This is a genomic window from Collinsella tanakaei, from assembly GCF_030373545.1.
GTDB lineage: Bacteria > Actinomycetota > Coriobacteriia > Coriobacteriales > Coriobacteriaceae > Collinsella > Collinsella tanakaei_C.
In genome coordinates this window covers 82,123-97,412 of the sequence record NZ_JAUDCO010000006.1, presented here as the reverse complement: position 1 = coordinate 97,412, position 15,290 = coordinate 82,123, and the positions used below count along the sequence as shown (strand labels likewise).

The window sequence follows — 15,290 nt, the reverse complement described above, 5'->3', positions numbered from 1 at the left end:
GAGTTTCACGCATATGTTTGAGAGCCTTTCCGATCGCCTCAATTCCACGTTTGACCGCCTGCGCGGCAAGGGCAAGCTCACCGAGGCCGACATCACGAGCGCGATGCGCGACATCCGCATGGCCCTGCTCGAGGCCGACGTTAACTTCAAGGTGGTCAAGGACTTCGTCGCGAAGACGCGCGAGCGCTGCCTGGCCGCCGACGTCATGGAATCCCTCACGCCGGCGCAAAACGTCGTCAAGATCGTGCTCGATGAGCTGACCGAGCTGCTGGGCTCGACCGAGAGCAAGCTCGTGCTCTCGAGCCGCATCCCCAACGTCATCATGCTCGTCGGCCTGCAGGGCTCCGGTAAGACGACGGCTGCCGTTAAGCTCGCGTACCTGCTTAAGAAGCAGGGCCACTCTCCGCTGCTCGCCGCCTGCGACGTCTATCGCCCCGCCGCTGCCGACCAGCTCGCCACGCTCGGCGGCGAGATCGGTGTGCCGGTGTTTCGCGGCGATGGCGCCGATCCGGTCGGCATCGCCCGCGCATCGGTGCGCGAAGCCATCGACAACCTGCGCGATGTGGTGATCGTCGACACCGCCGGTCGCCTGCAGATCGATGAGCAGATGATGCAGGAGGCCGTCGATATCAAGCGCGCCGTCAAGCCCGATCAGGTGCTCATGGTCGTCGACGCCATGACCGGCCAGGATATCGTCAACGTCGTCCAGACGTTTGCCGAGCGCACCGATTTCGACGGCGTGATCATCTCCAAGCTCGACGGCGACGCACGCGGCGGCGGTGCGCTGTCGGTGCGCGCCGTTACCGGCAAGCCCATCAAGTTCGTCTCGATGGGCGAGAAGCCCGATTCGCTCGAGACGTTCTATCCCGATCGCATGGCCAAGCGCATCCTCGGCATGGGCGACGTCGTCGGCATCATCGAGAAGGCTCAGCAGGCGGCTGATGCCGAGACCATCGCGAGCGCCGAGCGCATGCTGCGCGACGGCTTCACCATGAACGACATGCTCGAGCAGATGCGTGCCGTCAAGAAGATGGGCGGTATGAAGTCCATCCTGGGCATGCTTCCCGGCGGTCAGAAGATGCTCAACCAGATGGGCGGCAACCTTGACGAATCGGTCTTCGCGCGCAACGAGGCCATGATCATGTCCATGACGGCCGAGGAGCGCCTGAAGCCCTCGATTATCAACGGCCAGCGCCGCGCCCGCATCGCCCGCGGTTCGGGCGTCACCCCCACCGATGTGAACCAGCTCATGAAGCAGTGGGGCGAGATGAACAAGATGATGAGCCGCGTGCGCGCCATGTCGCAGCAGGCCGCCGGCAAGAAGGGCAAGAAGGGGAAGAAGGGCAAGAAGATGCGCATGCCCGGCATCCCCGGCATGGGCAACATGGGCGGCCTCGGCGGTCTTGGCAACATGGGTGGTCTGGGCGGCCTGGGCTCTGGCGGCTCGTCCGACATGGACATGCTGCGCGAGATGGAGCGCCAGATGCGCCTGAAGTAGTCCGCCTGCGTCTTCGACAGCCTGCGCGTCGATTGCGACGAAGGCATGTCGATTGCGGCGAAGACGTATCGGGCTTGCCGCGACGAGCTCGATTATCGGAAGATAGGGGGGATGTGCGTCCGCGCATCCCCCCTTTGCGGTTTATAAGATCCCGCCGTACGCGCGGGGGTCTCGCTTGTCACGGTGGGGTTTCCGATATCGCGATGGGCGCGCGTGTCCGCTTTGGAATCATCGTGTCACGTGCGATGTCGAATGTCTCGTGCGCCGTGTCGGCGGTCGGCGCGCGCCTCATGTCATGTACAGAGCGGTATCTCGATGCGCGTCAGGTATTCGTTTGGATCGGCGGTATCGCGGTTGTCCAGCTCGTAGATCTCGAACGCGGAGGTTCCCACATCCAGCTGTTGCCGGTGCGCGTAGTCAAGCATCGAGCGGAGGACATCGCCGTTTTGCTCATAGCTTCCGCGGTAGCGAAAGACGAGGTAGTTGCCTGCTGGCAAGCGATAGTCGCAGTCAGCCGAATCGTTTTTCAAGACGAAAAAGACCGAGTCGTAGATGTTGGTGGCGCCGGCTTCAAGATCTTTGCGCGAGAGGTTTGCTCCGATGGTGATGTCGCTCAACTGGGGCGTGACGTCTTTGATCCGATGGCGCAGCCTTTGAATCGCAACGTCCATCTCCTCATCAGCCTCCATGCGCACAGCAAGCTCGATGCATCGACGCTCCGGCCGTCGCTCTATGAGGAATCGGCCCGTCACCGCCGTCCGCGCGGTATCGATGGTCCGAAGATGGCGTTCAATCGCCGCCTTTCGTTCCTGCAGGCGTTTGATCTGCCGGTCGATAAGCACCGATTCCTCGGTGAGCAGCTTGCCTGTGCTTTCAAGGGTCCGATCGTCGAGATAGGTTTTGATCTGCTGCATCGAGAACCCGAGCATGCGCAGGTCTTTGATCAAGGACAGCGTGAACATGTCGTCGAGCCCGTAGGCGCGATAGCCGTTGGCCTGCCGTTTGGGGACGACGATGCCGAGCCGCTCGTAGTAGCGCAAGGAATCCTGCCCGATACCGAACAGACGCGACACCTCGCCAATCCGATAGTGCTGCTTGAGCAGGGCTTCGTCCATAGCTTCTCCATGTTGCCGTTGACCTTGGTATCGTACCAAGGTTTAGTCTATCAAAGGAAATCAAGGCGAACCAAGAAGGGGTGAGATCCCATGGATCTCAGGACATATCTGTGCTGCAACCATGCGGACATACTGAAAAGGCTTGCGCTCATAGCGGCAGGTTCCGCACTTCTCACCTTCGGTATCCACAACATCCATCAGGTTGTCGGTATCACCGAGGGCGGCGTCATCGGTGCGCTGCTGCTCGCCAATCATTGGTTCGGCATTCCCTCGTCGATCGTCTCGCCGATACTCGACATCCTGTGCTATGCAGTGGCTTTGAAGCTGCTCGGTGCCGGATTTCTCGGGTGGTCGGTTGTCTCGAGCGCGTTTATCGCTGCTTTCTATGCCATCTGGGAGCGCCTGCCGTATCTTCTGCCCGATCTTTCCGCGCTCCCGTTCGTCGCAGCCATCGCGGGCGGTCTGTTTGTCGGTGTCGGCGCCGGCTTGGTGGTGTGCGCCGGCGCCTCTGCGGGCGGAGACGACGCCCTGGCGCTGTCTATCCAGAAGGTGTCGGGTTGGCGTCTGTCGCGCTGCTATCTGGTTACCGATCTGACGGTCCTGCTGCTGTCGTTGAGCTACATCCCGCTCACGCGCATCGTCTTCTCCCTCATCACGGTGTTCATCTCCTCACCGCTTATCGACCTGATCGTAGGGTTCAACCCGTCGCGCGACACTCGCGAGGCCGTTGCGGAATAACCGATGGTTACCTGCGGGGTGTCCGCTCCTCCTGCCAACGGGTGCCATCGCCCTGCATAAAACATGGGGGATGGCTGGTTTGACGACCGATTCCGTCGGGCATCATCGTACAATGGAGATTCGATTGCATCGATGGATCGGGAGTGCGTATGAGCAAGGCAGATAAGCTGTTCGTGTCCATGTGCAGCGATATTCTCGCTCACGGGACGACGACTGAAGGCGAGAAGGTCCGCCCCCATTGGGAGGACGGAACCCCCGCCTACACCATCAAGGCTTTCGGTGTCACGAACCGCTACGACCTGCGCGAGGAGTTTCCGGCGCTCACCCTGCGCCGCACGGCGCTCAAGTCCGCCATGGATGAGATCCTGTGGATCTACCAGCGCAAGTCCAACAATATCCACGACCTCAATTCCCATATTTGGGACGAGTGGGCCGACGAGACCGGTTCGATCGGCAAGGCGTACGGCTACCAGATCGCCCAGAAGTCGCATTATCCGGAAGGCGACTTCGACCAGATGGACCGCGTGCTCTACGATCTTGCGCATACGCCGTTCTCCCGGCGCATCATGACCAATATGTACACGTTTGCCGACCTGTCGGAGATGCACCTGTATCCGTGCGCCTACAGCGTCACCTATAACGTGACCCACGAGGAGGGCGCGGACAAGCCGGTCCTCAACATGGTGCTCATGCAGCGCAGCCAGGACATCCTTGCCGCCAACAACTGGAATGTGTGCCAGTACGCCATCCTGCTGATGATGGTCGCGCAGGTCTCCGGCATGGTTGCTGGCGAGCTTCTGCATGTCATCGTCGACGCGCATATCTACGACCGGCATGTGGATATCGTTCGCGAGCTCATCGCGCGCCCGCAGTATCCCGCGCCGAAGGTTCGCTTGAACCCCGAGGTCGCCAACTTCTACGACTTCACGACCGACGACCTGATCGTCGAGGGCTACGAGCACGGCCCCCAGATCAAGAACATCCCTATCGCTATCTAAGGAGTCTGCCTGTGAGCTGCAAGCTTTGTGCCATCGTTGCCGTCTGCGACGACTGGGGCATCGGATATGAAGGGGACATGATCGTCTCCAACCGCGCCGACATGCGTCGTTTTGTCGAGCTGACGAGCGGACACACGGTCATCATGGGCCGTAAGACGCTTGAGAGCCTGCCGGGCGGCCGCCCGCTCAAGAACCGTCGCAACATCGTGCTCACGCGCGATGAGGCGTTTGCGCGCGAGGGCGTCGAGGTCGTCCATTCACCTGAAGAGGCGCTCGCTGCGGTCGAGGGCGAGGATGAGGCGTGGGTCATCGGTGGGGCCGAGGTGTACTGTCAGCTCCTGCCGTATTGCAGCCGCGTCGCCGTGACGAAGAACCACTGCCGTCGCCTGGCCGATACGTTTTTCCCGAATCTGGACGAGCTGGATGAGTGGCGTATCGCCGACACGTCGGAGACCTTCACGATCGCTCCCGAAGAGGAGGATCACGGCATCGCGTTCGAGTTCGTCGACTACGTGCGGACTGATGCCGACGACGCGAGCGACGACGAGGTCTGCGAGGCGCCGGTCGAGGCCGACGGTGACGCATCCGAGCCCGTGCACGTCAAGACGATGATCCTGTATCGCTCCAAGCACCACGGCAACACCAAAAAGATCGTCGACGCCATCGTGGCGGCGTTCCCGGAGGATGTCGACGCGGTGGATGTGGCGACCCTCGACAAGGGGCAGACCGTCGATTTGTCCGACTATCCGCTGGTCGGCGTGGCGAGCGGTATCTACTACGGTGAGATCGATAAGGATCTTGCTCGCGTGCTGCAAAACTCGCTCATCGAGGGCACCTTTGTCTTCAGCCTGCTCACCTACGGCGGTGCCAGCAAGTGGTACGGCAAGGATATCGACGGCATCTGCCGTGCGCAGCGTGCCAACTACCTCGCCGGTCACGGGTGTGTCGGCTTTGATACGTGGGGCCCCTATAAGCTTACGGGCGGCATGAACAAGGGCAGGCCCGACGATTCCGATCTTGCCGATATGGTCGCGTGGTATCGCAACCTGGTTCAGGGCTATGGCGAGCCGCTCAACGCCGAGCTCGAGAAGCGGCGTCGCCGCGAGGCGTGGAATGCGGCGCATCCCGACCCGACCATTCTGGACAAGCTGAAGCATACCGGGCGCAAGCTCTTCCGTCGCGGCGGGAAGTAACGGTCGTGTCGAGCGCCGTGAACATCATTCACATCGACGATCTTTCCGACGAGCGTCTGGCCGCCTATACGCGCCTGACGGAGCGCGAGCTCAGATGCGTGCTCGAGCCCGAAAAGGGCATCTTCATCGCAGAGAGCGCAAAGGTCATCGAGCGCGCCGTCGAGGCCGGACTCGAGCCGGTCAGCTTCCTTCTAGGCGAGCGCTGGCTGGATCAACTGTCGCCCCTGCTTGAGCGTGTTGCCGAGGAGCGCGGCGAGGTTCCGGTGTTCATCGCGTCGATGGAGCTCATGGAGCGCCTTACCGGTTTTAACGTCACGCGCGGCGCCCTGGCGGCGTTTCGCCGTCCTGCGCTGGCTTCGCCTGCGGCGTTTCTCGACGGGTTGGTCGAGCGCGCGAAGGGGAGGCCGGTGCGCGTCTGCGTACTCGAGGGCATCGTCGACCACACGAACGTCGGCGCCATCTTCCGCAGCGCCGCCGCGCTCAACGTCGATGGCATCCTGGTAAGCCCGACGTGCTGTGACCCGCTCTATCGCCGTGCGGTACGGGTGAGCATGGGAACCGTGTTCCAGGTCCCCTGGTGCCGGATCGGCAGCGATGCCCAACGCTGGCCGCACGATGGCTTGGTGACGTTGCATGAGAGCGGATTTACCTGCGTCGCCATGGCGCTGACCGACGAGTCCGTCTCGCTGGACGACCCTTCGCTTGCCAAGATCGAGCGCATGGCGATCTTTATGGGAACCGAGGGTGCCGGGCTTGCGGCAAAGACCATCGCCGGCGCCGACCTGACGGTGCGCATACCCATGGCGCATGGCGTCGACTCGCTGAACGTGGCCGCGGCGAGCGCGGTCGCCTTCTGGCAGCTGTGCCCGCATGTGGACAACGCCTATCACTATCGACCCGGCATGTTCGCCTAACGTGAACTCATGGGTTAACAATACTAGGTATTATAAGATACTAATCTGATAGAATGGAAAATGCGTTGAGCATTTGACCATAGCTGTCATCTTGTTCCAAACGGAGCAAGCGTTCTGCTGTATCAAGATGCAGTGCTGCATCCTGTGCTCCGTGTTTCTCGAACCAGATTGACCACTTGTAATCTAGTTCTGTCTTCTGTTCCCAACATAATGAAAGCTCATCTAGTTTCAATTTGTAATTATATAGTTGGCGCCAATAGGAGTCGCACGTTTCATCATCTATTACCTGCCTATCATTGCGATCTTTTATTAAGATTGATAATCTGTTTAGGGCAAACTGCGTGCTAGGTCGCATGTCGCTAGAAACCCGATTCCTTTCCATATACTGCGCATTAATCTTGATGCAACACAGAATAATTGCGCTAATTAGAATGATGGAGCATATTCTCATCACTCTTTTCATCGTAGCTGTACCTCCAATTCTGATTACATTTCAGTAAAATGCAGAAAAACAAAACTCTTATAATTTCTATCCATTATATCGTATCGTTACTGTTTCTATGGATTGGAGGATGAAATGAGACAGATGACAAGTAAAAGATTTTTGATTGGCTGCGTCTGCATGCTTTTTGTAACATTGCTATTCTTGCCAATTCACAGGGCTTCTGCACTGTCGCCTTTGAATTCAGATGATGGCCAAGTGTATTATTCAGATACATTGACTTCAGAGTTAATCGAATCTAATGACAGTATATCTATCGATTCCGTCTCCATATCTAACGATTCCTTTAGTTTCGATGGCTCTGTATTGAGTGATGCTGAGTATGATTTCTCATATTATGGGGAGCTGAACAAACTTCAGTTTTCTGATGGAACGGCTTCGCTAATCGGTTCATGCTTCTCGTCTTCAGAGAGTTATGAGCTTATTAGACTTGCGATTATTCCTGATACACTTCAAGCAAAACTCGTGCTGTATTCTAAAATCAATGATTTCTATCTGTACACAAACTATGATATTTCCAAATTCATATCGGCGGAAACACTCTCCAGTATTATGAGTGCTATGGACGAGTTGCACGACGAAGAGGCTTTAGACGCCTACTCGCTTCTTTCAAGTCAAGAAGATGGATATGGTGTCCCAACGGAGGTCAACGACTCCTCATCGATGCAGTTTTCCAGTAGTGGCGGAATTAGTACGTATGCTTCTTCATATTCAGGATATCGTGATCTCATCGATGATGTTAACAGTGGAATAACTGTTAAGCCTTCTTCATACGATGTAGATCTATCTGCATTTAACACTACTGGATGGCATCATGATAAGGATTGGGGGCTTAATCCATATGCGTTCGCCTCTCTGGTAGTTAATAACGGTCCAGATGAATACCTCGTTCAGGTTTCGATGTGCGATCTGTATAGAATTGGACAAAGCACATCATTTTTCGATGGTATGGGAACTGTTGGCTTGGAAATGCAGTATAGGGGTGGATTTGTTGGAGTTTATGATCGATCTAGTGGAACTCTTTCCGTGCGATTTTCTGATTTGGGCTTAATGGTTAAGAATGCTCAGGTTGCTGCCGGAGGTTTGACGAATAAGGCAGTCTTTATCTCGCAGGAGGCGGATGTGGTCTGTGGCGGAGGTATGTCAATCTCCGCATTGATTGACTTGAGAAGTCCTACTTCCGCAATTTCTAGCCTGCTCGACTATCTCACAACTCAGCGCACTCAAAGTAGTGCCATTTTCCTCAATTTTGATGATTCTTACGCTGCGCAGTTGTCGAGATATGACGGTAAAGTAATTAGGACTATTTCTACAAAATGCAATTCTGGATATCTCAATTATTATGAAAGTCCTGTAACTAATAATCATCGTGTAACTACACGAGGTCTTGTCCGCCTCTATAACAATGTCGATACAGAATATTCTTGGAGCTGGAAGTACACATGCGAAGGTTCGATCTAGCCGAATCAATTCCCTGCCGTTGTAATTCGTTTATATTGATTAATTAGGGTGCGGGTTCACGTAAACAGCAAATCAAGTTACCACAAGGTTAAATTGTAGGCTGAAGATGTCGAGCTTATCGATTTGATAGGGCTCGGCATCTTTTCTGATTCTAGGTACAGCAGAATACTTTATAACTTATCGAAGAATGAAGAACAGTTTTTGAGGATTAGCACTATCATCAATATTGCGACTACACCACGCCGCCTGCGCTCAGGTGGGCGGCTTTGTGCTCGGCGTGGCGCAGCCAATGTCCCCAGTGATGGTAGGCCACGAACAGGATGGCCGTCAGAATCCAGGTGACGGGGTAGACCAGCAGCATGGTCTCGATCGTGTGGTGCGCGGGCACGACGGCAAGCAGCCAGATGACGCGAAACACGACGGTGCCCAGAATCGTGAGCAGCATCGGGCGCAGGCTCTCGCCCGAACCGCGGATTGCGCCCGAGGTGTTATCCACGATGGAGTAGAACGCGTAGAACGGCGCGATGAAGTGAATCATGACCGTCGTGTAGCTCGTGACGGCCGGGTCGTCGATGAAGAAGCGCGACAGGGGCTCCACGAACACGACCAAGCCTGCTGACATGCTGCCGATGACGAGGACCGTGATGATGAGCGATGTATGGTAGCCGGCCCGCATGCGCCCGTAGTTGCGCGCACCGAAGTTCTGTGCGGCAAACGTCGTCATGGATACGCCGAGGGCTTCGGTCACCATCCAGATGAACGCGTCGAGGCGCGCCGACAGACCCCAACCGGTCACCGCGTCGGTGCCGAAGGTGTTGACGGTGGACTGGACGATGATGTTGGAGATCGAGTAGAGCGACGACTGGATGGCGAGCGGCAGCCCCGTTCCGAGCATGCTCTTGCAGATGCGCGCGTCGATGCCCAGGCGGCGCAGATCGAGACGCCATGCGCCGTCGGCGCGCATGAGGCGCATAGTCATGAGGGCCGCGTTGACCGTAAGGGTGATGGCCGTCGCCATCCCGCAGCCGGCGGCCTCGAGACCGAGCACCGCGACGAAGACGATGTCGAGCACGGCGTTGATCAGGCAGCCGCTCGCGATGATGAGGGCGGGCGTGCGCGTGTCGCCTACCGAGCGCAGCAGCGCAGATCCCATATTGAGCACGAGCGAGCAGACCATCGCAGCGGCGTACCAGCGAGAATAGGGGACCGCCTCGCCCATAAGATCGGCCGGCGTGTCCATGAGTGCAAGGATGTGCGGGATGAAGATGACGCCGGCGACGGATATGCAAAGGCCGAGCACGAGCGCGATTGTCATGGCGGTGTGGATGGCGCGCGAGAGGCGCTCGTCATCGTGGCTGCCGAAGAACTGGCCGGAGATGACGGCGCAGCCCGCGCCGAGGCCGACCGAAAAGCCGACGGCCAACTCGAACAGCGAGGCGGTCGATTGCACACCGCCCAAGGCGAGCTTGCCGCCGAATTGGCCCAAGATGAACGTGTTGATGAGGGCATGCGCCTGTTGGAAAAACGAGCTCAGGAAGATCGGTACGCACAGCAGCAGGAGCTGCTTCCAGATGACTCCGTGCGTCACATCGAGCGATGCCGCCCCGGCATGCCGCGACGTGCGTTTTCCGAACGCCATATCCCATCCCTTCCACGTTGTGTGCCCTGAGCATGATAGCAGGTGGCAGATAATGGTTGGCAAAGGTTTGGTCAGCAGGAAGCATTGCATATGTGAAGTTCCGCCTGAACCCATTCCACGTCATCGCTATGTCCCCAGATGGAATCGGGGTAGGAGCGTGATTATCATCTGCGCATTCGGGTATCTTTGTACCATTGCAAACCGTACGAGACGGAGTATTCGATGGAGATGGATGACCATAAACGTAGACGGAACATGATCCTCTACGTGCTGATCGCGTTCGCGCTGTACCTGGTGCTCAACCAGGTGCTCTTCCCGAACATCGCTCGCCAGCAGATGACAATCAAAGAGGCGAGCTATTCGACCATGATCTCTGACCTCAAAAACGACCGGGTCAAGGACATGGAATACACGGTCGGATCGGATTCCGACGCGCTGTACACCCTCAAGGGCGATGATGAGGGCGTCGCGTATCAGACGACCGTGCTTCCCGGCGCCGAAGACTACCTGTCCGAGCTGATCGCCGATTCGGGCGCCAACGTCGTCGTTTCGATCGCGACCAACAACAGCTCGACGTGGCTGTACCTGCTCATCACCTTCGGCCCGCTCATCATCTTCTTCCTGGTGGGCTGGTGGCTCAATCGCAAGATGAAGAAGGCTATGGGCGACGATAATCCCTCGATGGACTTTTCGAGCGGCTTTGGCGGCTTGGGCGGTGGCGGCCTCGGCAAGTCCGGCGCGCGCATCGTCGCCTCCAAGGACGTCGGCGTGACGTTCAAGGACGTCGCGGGCCAGGAGGAGGCCAAGGAGTCCCTCAAGGAGGTCGTCGACTTTCTTGAGAAGCCCGAGCGCTACGAGGCCATCGGCGCCAAGCTGCCCCGCGGCGTGCTGCTCGTGGGCCCTCCGGGCACCGGTAAGACTCTCATCGCCAAGGCCGTAGCCGGCGAGGCGGGCGTGCCGTTCTTCAGCATCTCAGGCTCCGAGTTCGTCGAGATGTTCGTCGGCCGCGGTGCCGCCAAGGTGCGCGACCTGTTCAAGCAGGCCAAGGAGAAGGCCCCCTGCATCGTGTTCATCGACGAGATCGACACAATCGGCAAGAAGCGCGACGGTGGCGGATTCTCGGGCAACGACGAGCGCGAGCAGACGCTGAATCAGCTGCTGACCGAGATGGACGGCTTCGATAACAAGAAGGGCATCGTCGTCGTCGCAGCCACGAACCGACCCGACTCGCTCGACCCGGCTCTGCTGCGTCCCGGCCGTTTCGACCGCCGCGTGCCCATGGAGCTGCCTGACCTTGCCGGCCGTAAGGCGATTCTCGAAATCCACGCCAAGGACGTCAAGACCGAGCCACCGATCGACCTCACGGCCATCGCGCGCGCTACGCCTGGTGCCTCGGGTGCCGATCTGGCCAACATCATCAACGAGGGCGCCCTTCGCGCCGTCCGTCTGGGTCGCAACCGTGCTCGCCAGGAGGACTTCGAGGAGTCCGTCGAGGTCGTCATCGCCGGTCAGCAGCGCAAGTCCACGGTGCTGTCCGACCACGAGAAGCAGGTCGTCTCCTATCACGAGATCGGTCACGCCATCGTGGCGGCGAGCCAGAAGGAGGGCGCGCCGGTCACCAAGATCACGATTGTGCCGCGCACGAGCGGTGCGCTTGGCTACACCATGCAGGTCGAGCAGGACGAGAAGTTCCTGACCACCAAGCAGGAGGTGCTCGACAAGCTCGCGGTGTACTGCGGCGGACGCGCCGCCGAGGAGCTCATCTTCGGCGAGATGACCACCGGCGCCGCCAACGACATCGAGCAGGCCACCAAGCTCGCGCGCAACATGATCACGCGCTTCGGTATGTCCGACGAGTTCGGCATGATGGCGCTCGGCACCGTTCAGAATGCGTACCTCAACCAGGACACGTCGCTCACCTGCGCCCCCGGTACCGCCGAGCGCGTGGACGCTGCGGTGCAGAAGATCATCGCCGACGCGCATGCCCGCGCCCTCCAGATCCTGCGCGAGAACAAGTTCAAGCTGCACGAGCTCGCACGCTACCTCTACAAAAAGGAGACCATCACCGGCGAGGAGTTCATGACCCTCATGCGCCGCGAGAATCCCTTCATGCCGCCGAAGCCCGCAGAGTAAGGGTTCCTTCTCATCGGTATCTCAGTGCGTTTGAACGCCCCGCTTCGGCGGGGCGTTCTCGTGCTTGGTATCCGCTGTTCCGCATGTCGTATTGGTCCGATCGTAACGTCATTGCGGGTATCATGAATCAGAACGATAACCTATCCGCTTCGACCGGGCGCCAGATCATCGCGTGCCCCGCTTCTACTGAAAGGCATCTATGGCAACTGAGACCTCACGTGACTTACGATTTGCGATTCTGATCGACGCTGACAACATCGCGCCGAAATACATCAAGGTTATTCTGGACGAGGTGGCGAACTCCGGCGTCGCCACGTACAAGCGCATCTACGGCGATTGGACGAGCCAGCGGCTTTCCTCGTGGAAGACCTGCCTGCTCGACAACTCGATCATCCCTATGCAGCAGTACAGCTACACGACGGGCAAGAGCGCCACCGACTCCGCCATGATAATCGACGCAATGGACATTCTCTATTCGGACACCGTCGACGGCTTCGCTATCGTCAGCTCCGATTCTGATTTCACGAGGCTCGTCGCGCGCCTGCGCGAAAGCGGCATGAAGGTGATCGGCATGGGCGAGCAGAAGACCCCTCAACCGTTCATCTCGGCGTGCAATCAGTTCAAGTACCTCGATTTGCTCTATGCCGCCAGCTCGGTGGCCGACGACGAGGATGAGGAAGATACGGCTTCGACCCCCCGTACCCGTCGGAAGCGCGCGCAGCGCGGTGGGCGCCAGGCCTCCGATGACGACGTCTTCGAGCCTTCGTCGACAAGCCCCAAGAGACGTCCGGGCGACGAAGGGGGAGCGCGCGGCGCCGCGTCCTCGACCGAGGCCGTCGACGATGAAGATGATGCCGGCGAGCTCGCCTTCGGTGAGATGAGCCGTGCCGACCGCCGTCGCCATCTGAAGAAGATCAGGGAGAACATCGATGCGATCGCGGAGAAGTTTTCCGATGACGACGGGTGGGTCTCCCTTGGGCTTCTCGGTGACCAGCTTGGAAAGCGCCTGCCGGACTTCGACGTCCGCAACTACGGCTTCAAGAAGCTCCATCCCTTCCTCAAGTCGCTGGGCACCTACGAGTTCGATGAGCCGGACGTCAGCGGCGGCAGGCGTCAGATCTACCTTCGCCTCATTGAAAATTAAGGTGGAATCAGCCGCGTCCCTATGATTCTGGGTGCAGGTGCATTTGAAATATACGATACTGGTATGCGTCACGGCGTCTTGAAAGGAGCACTACCGTGGGTTTTCTCGATGATGTGCAGGCTTCCGTCAACCGGGGTATGGCCGGCGCCAACCGCGGCGTGGAGTCGATGAAGCTTAAGAACCAGATGAGCGATGCGATGAAGCGTCGCCAGCAGCTCGCTGCGCAGCTCGGTGCGAGCCTGTACGATGTAACCAAGGACGACCCTGCGATGCGCACCGGCCGCGAGGCTCTCTACGACGGTATCGCGGCGATCGATCAGGAGCGCGCGAACATCCAGGCTCAGCTCGATGAAATCGAGCGCCAGGCTGCGGCCGCCGCGCAGGCTGCCGTTTCGATCGAGTGCCCGTTCTGCCACACCCGCATGGCGGCGACCGATATGTTCTGCTCGGGCTGCGGCAAGCCCATGGCCGAGGTCCAGGCTGCGCTCGCGGCAGCTCAGGCGCCCGTGGCCGCTCCTGCTGCCCCCGCAGCTCCGCAAGCTCCTACTCCGGTCTGCCCCAACTGCGGGGCCGCCGTGGGCGAGGGCGACGCGTTCTGCATGAACTGCGGTGCCAAGCTCGGCGCCGCGCCGACCGCTCCTGAGCAGCCGGTCAAGCCGATGCCGGTCGAGCAGCCTGCTGAAACCCCCTCTGCGCTCGAGGTCGAGGAGTAAGGGTTTCACGCAGCGTCGTCGATCGCGTGACTGCGTACACAAGACGGGTGGGTACCGACAGCATCGGTACCCACCCGTCGTCATATGGCTGAGATTTCGTTAGGAAAGGGAGCGACCAAACGCGTCGGCGGCCTTCATGGCTTCGATGAAGCGCGTGTCGTCGAACGGTTCGGGATTCGCCTGCTTCCATTCGTTGGTCTCGTGGGCATATGTGCAGATGGCCTCGAGGTGGCTTTCATCCAGATCGAGCTCGGCCAAGGTCACCGGCAGGCCCATGCGCTTGTTGAACTTCGCGTAGCGTTCAAGCTCGGCGTTCATGTTCGTGTAGGCGAACATAACGAGCACGCCGAACGAGACGACCTCGCCGTGCAGATGCACCTTACCTTCGCGGTGAACGCCGGTCGAACCGTTGTAGAAGGCATGCGCGAGCGTCGAGTTGTAGTAGAAGTCGGGCTGATTGGTCAGATTCGACACATATCCGGTGTTCACGACGACATCCAGGGCAATCTGGCGAACCGCCTCGCTGGAACGATTGCTGCGCACGTCCTCGAGACCCTGGACGCCCCATCTCATGAGCGGCTCAGTGCAGGTATGCGCAAGCGCCAGGCCCAGGCTTGCGGTGTGGCCGAGCTCGCGCGTGCTCGTCGCCCATTCCACCTCGGGCTGCTTTGAGAGGGCATCGCCCACGCCCGCCCAGAAGTACTCGGCGGGAGCCTCGGCGATGATGCGGGGGTTGATGAAGATATGGGCGGGGCAGGGGGGATAGGCATAGCCCTTCAACGATCCGTCGTCATGGTAGATGACCGCGATGGCGGTTGCCGCGGAGCAGTTGGAGCAGATGGTCGGTACCGAGAAGACCGTCTTGTTCGTTGCCATAGCTGCCGTCTTGACGGTGTCGATGGCCTTGCCGCCGCCGATGGCGAACGCAACGTCGGACTGCGCAAAGGCAGGGGTCGCGGCCAAGCGGTCGACGTTGGTCTGCGTCGCATCGGTGCCGTAGACGATGGTGTCAAGAATCTCGATATCCGTGTTCGCAAGCGCGTCGGCGATGCCCGGTGCGGCGGCGGCCAGCGCGCGCTTTCCGCCGACGAGCACGACGCGTTTCGCCCCATAATTTGCCAGCGTGGCGGGAATCGCGTCGAACGCATCCTCGCCAACGGTATAGTCGCTCATTTGAACCGTGCGCATCTGTTGTGCCTTCTTTCCACGAATGGTGTCCGTCTTGTCGATTATACGTGCGAA

General features: G+C 59.0%; 12 protein-coding genes. 9 read left to right on the top strand and 3 right to left on the bottom strand.

The window, feature by feature from the left end; genetic code table 11:
- Positions 1-13: 13 nt before the first annotated feature.
- Complete coding sequence (ffh, locus tag QUW00_RS06735) at positions 14-1,498, top strand: signal recognition particle protein (protein WP_289613617.1); 1,485 nt, start codon at positions 14-16, stop codon at positions 1,496-1,498.
- 293 nt (positions 1,499-1,791) lie between these two features.
- On the opposite strand, the gene QUW00_RS06730 is transcribed toward ffh, so the two are convergent.
- Positions 1,792-2,613 carry a MerR family transcriptional regulator gene (locus QUW00_RS06730; RefSeq protein ID WP_289613616.1) on the bottom strand — a complete coding sequence of 274 codons (822 nt, stop codon included), beginning with the start codon at positions 2,611-2,613 and terminating at the stop codon, positions 1,792-1,794.
- Positions 2,614-2,703: 90 nt separating this feature from the next.
- Here QUW00_RS06730 and QUW00_RS06725 point away from each other — a divergent pair, with 90 nt between their 5' ends.
- From QUW00_RS06725 to QUW00_RS06700, 5 genes are all read left to right on the top strand, one after another.
- A complete protein-coding gene (locus QUW00_RS06725) occupies positions 2,704-3,351 on the top strand; it encodes a YitT family protein (protein WP_289613615.1) in 648 nt (215 codons plus the stop codon).
- Positions 3,352-3,500: 149 nt separating this feature from the next.
- Positions 3,501-4,349 carry a thymidylate synthase gene (gene thyA, locus QUW00_RS06720; protein WP_289613614.1) on the top strand — a complete coding sequence of 283 codons (849 nt, stop codon included), beginning with the start codon at positions 3,501-3,503 and terminating at the stop codon, positions 4,347-4,349.
- Positions 4,350-4,360: 11 nt separating this feature from the next.
- Positions 4,361-5,542, top strand: a complete 1,182-nt coding sequence (locus QUW00_RS09385) for a dihydrofolate reductase (protein WP_354003414.1) — start codon at positions 4,361-4,363, stop codon at positions 5,540-5,542.
- Between the two features lie 5 nt (positions 5,543-5,547).
- Positions 5,548-6,456 (top strand): TrmH family RNA methyltransferase, encoded by a 909-nt coding sequence (locus QUW00_RS06705; protein WP_289613613.1) that lies wholly within the window; start codon positions 5,548-5,550, stop codon positions 6,454-6,456.
- Positions 6,457-7,033: 577 nt separating this feature from the next.
- The gene (locus tag QUW00_RS06700) at positions 7,034-8,419 is read left to right on the top strand and encodes a hypothetical protein (RefSeq protein ID WP_289613612.1); all 1,386 of its coding nucleotides are present in this window, start codon (positions 7,034-7,036) and stop codon (positions 8,417-8,419) included.
- 232 nt (positions 8,420-8,651) lie between these two features.
- On the opposite strand, the gene QUW00_RS06695 is transcribed toward QUW00_RS06700, so the two are convergent.
- On the bottom strand, positions 8,652-10,058 hold the full coding sequence (locus tag QUW00_RS06695; RefSeq protein WP_289613611.1) for an MATE family efflux transporter: 1,407 nt from the start codon (positions 10,056-10,058) through the stop codon (positions 8,652-8,654).
- 222 nt (positions 10,059-10,280) lie between these two features.
- Between QUW00_RS06695 and ftsH the strand changes: the two genes are divergently transcribed.
- The 3 genes from ftsH to QUW00_RS06680 all read left to right on the top strand — a co-directional run bounded on the left by ftsH (position 10,281) and on the right by QUW00_RS06680 (position 14,048).
- On the top strand, positions 10,281-12,191 hold the full coding sequence (ftsH, locus tag QUW00_RS06690; RefSeq protein WP_289613610.1) for an ATP-dependent zinc metalloprotease FtsH: 1,911 nt from the start codon (positions 10,281-10,283) through the stop codon (positions 12,189-12,191).
- A gap of 199 nt (positions 12,192-12,390) precedes the next feature.
- Positions 12,391-13,335: an NYN domain-containing protein gene (locus QUW00_RS06685; protein WP_289613609.1), complete on the top strand. Its 945-nt coding sequence runs from the start codon at positions 12,391-12,393 to the stop codon at positions 13,333-13,335.
- A gap of 95 nt (positions 13,336-13,430) precedes the next feature.
- Entirely contained in the window at positions 13,431-14,048 is a 618-nt protein-coding gene (locus QUW00_RS06680) for a zinc ribbon domain-containing protein (protein ID WP_289613608.1), read from the top strand.
- A gap of 99 nt (positions 14,049-14,147) precedes the next feature.
- On the opposite strand, the gene QUW00_RS06675 is transcribed toward QUW00_RS06680, so the two are convergent.
- The gene (locus QUW00_RS06675; protein WP_289613607.1) at positions 14,148-15,236 is read right to left on the bottom strand and encodes an iron-containing alcohol dehydrogenase family protein; all 1,089 of its coding nucleotides are present in this window, start codon (positions 15,234-15,236) and stop codon (positions 14,148-14,150) included.
- Between the last annotated feature and the right edge of the window lie 54 nt (positions 15,237-15,290).

What these genes read in the sequence shown, in the direction of transcription:
- ffh (WP_289613617.1), top strand. Translation starts at nt 14, where the DNA reads ATGTTTGAGAGCCTTTCCGATCGCCTCAATTCCACGTTTGACCGCCTG.
- QUW00_RS06730 (WP_289613616.1), bottom strand. Translation starts at nt 2,613, where the DNA reads ATGGACGAAGCCCTGCTCAAGCAGCACTATCGGATTGGCGAGGTGTCG.
- QUW00_RS06725 (WP_289613615.1), top strand. Translation starts at nt 2,704, where the DNA reads ATGGATCTCAGGACATATCTGTGCTGCAACCATGCGGACATACTGAAA.
- thyA (WP_289613614.1), top strand. Translation starts at nt 3,501, where the DNA reads ATGAGCAAGGCAGATAAGCTGTTCGTGTCCATGTGCAGCGATATTCTC.
- QUW00_RS06700 (WP_289613612.1), top strand. Translation starts at nt 7,034, where the DNA reads ATGAGACAGATGACAAGTAAAAGATTTTTGATTGGCTGCGTCTGCATG.
- QUW00_RS06695 (WP_289613611.1), bottom strand. Translation starts at nt 10,058, where the DNA reads ATGGCGTTCGGAAAACGCACGTCGCGGCATGCCGGGGCGGCATCGCTC.
- ftsH (WP_289613610.1), top strand. Translation starts at nt 10,281, where the DNA reads ATGGAGATGGATGACCATAAACGTAGACGGAACATGATCCTCTACGTG.
- QUW00_RS06685 (WP_289613609.1), top strand. Translation starts at nt 12,391, where the DNA reads ATGGCAACTGAGACCTCACGTGACTTACGATTTGCGATTCTGATCGAC.
- QUW00_RS06675 (WP_289613607.1), bottom strand. Translation starts at nt 15,236, where the DNA reads ATGCGCACGGTTCAAATGAGCGACTATACCGTTGGCGAGGATGCGTTC.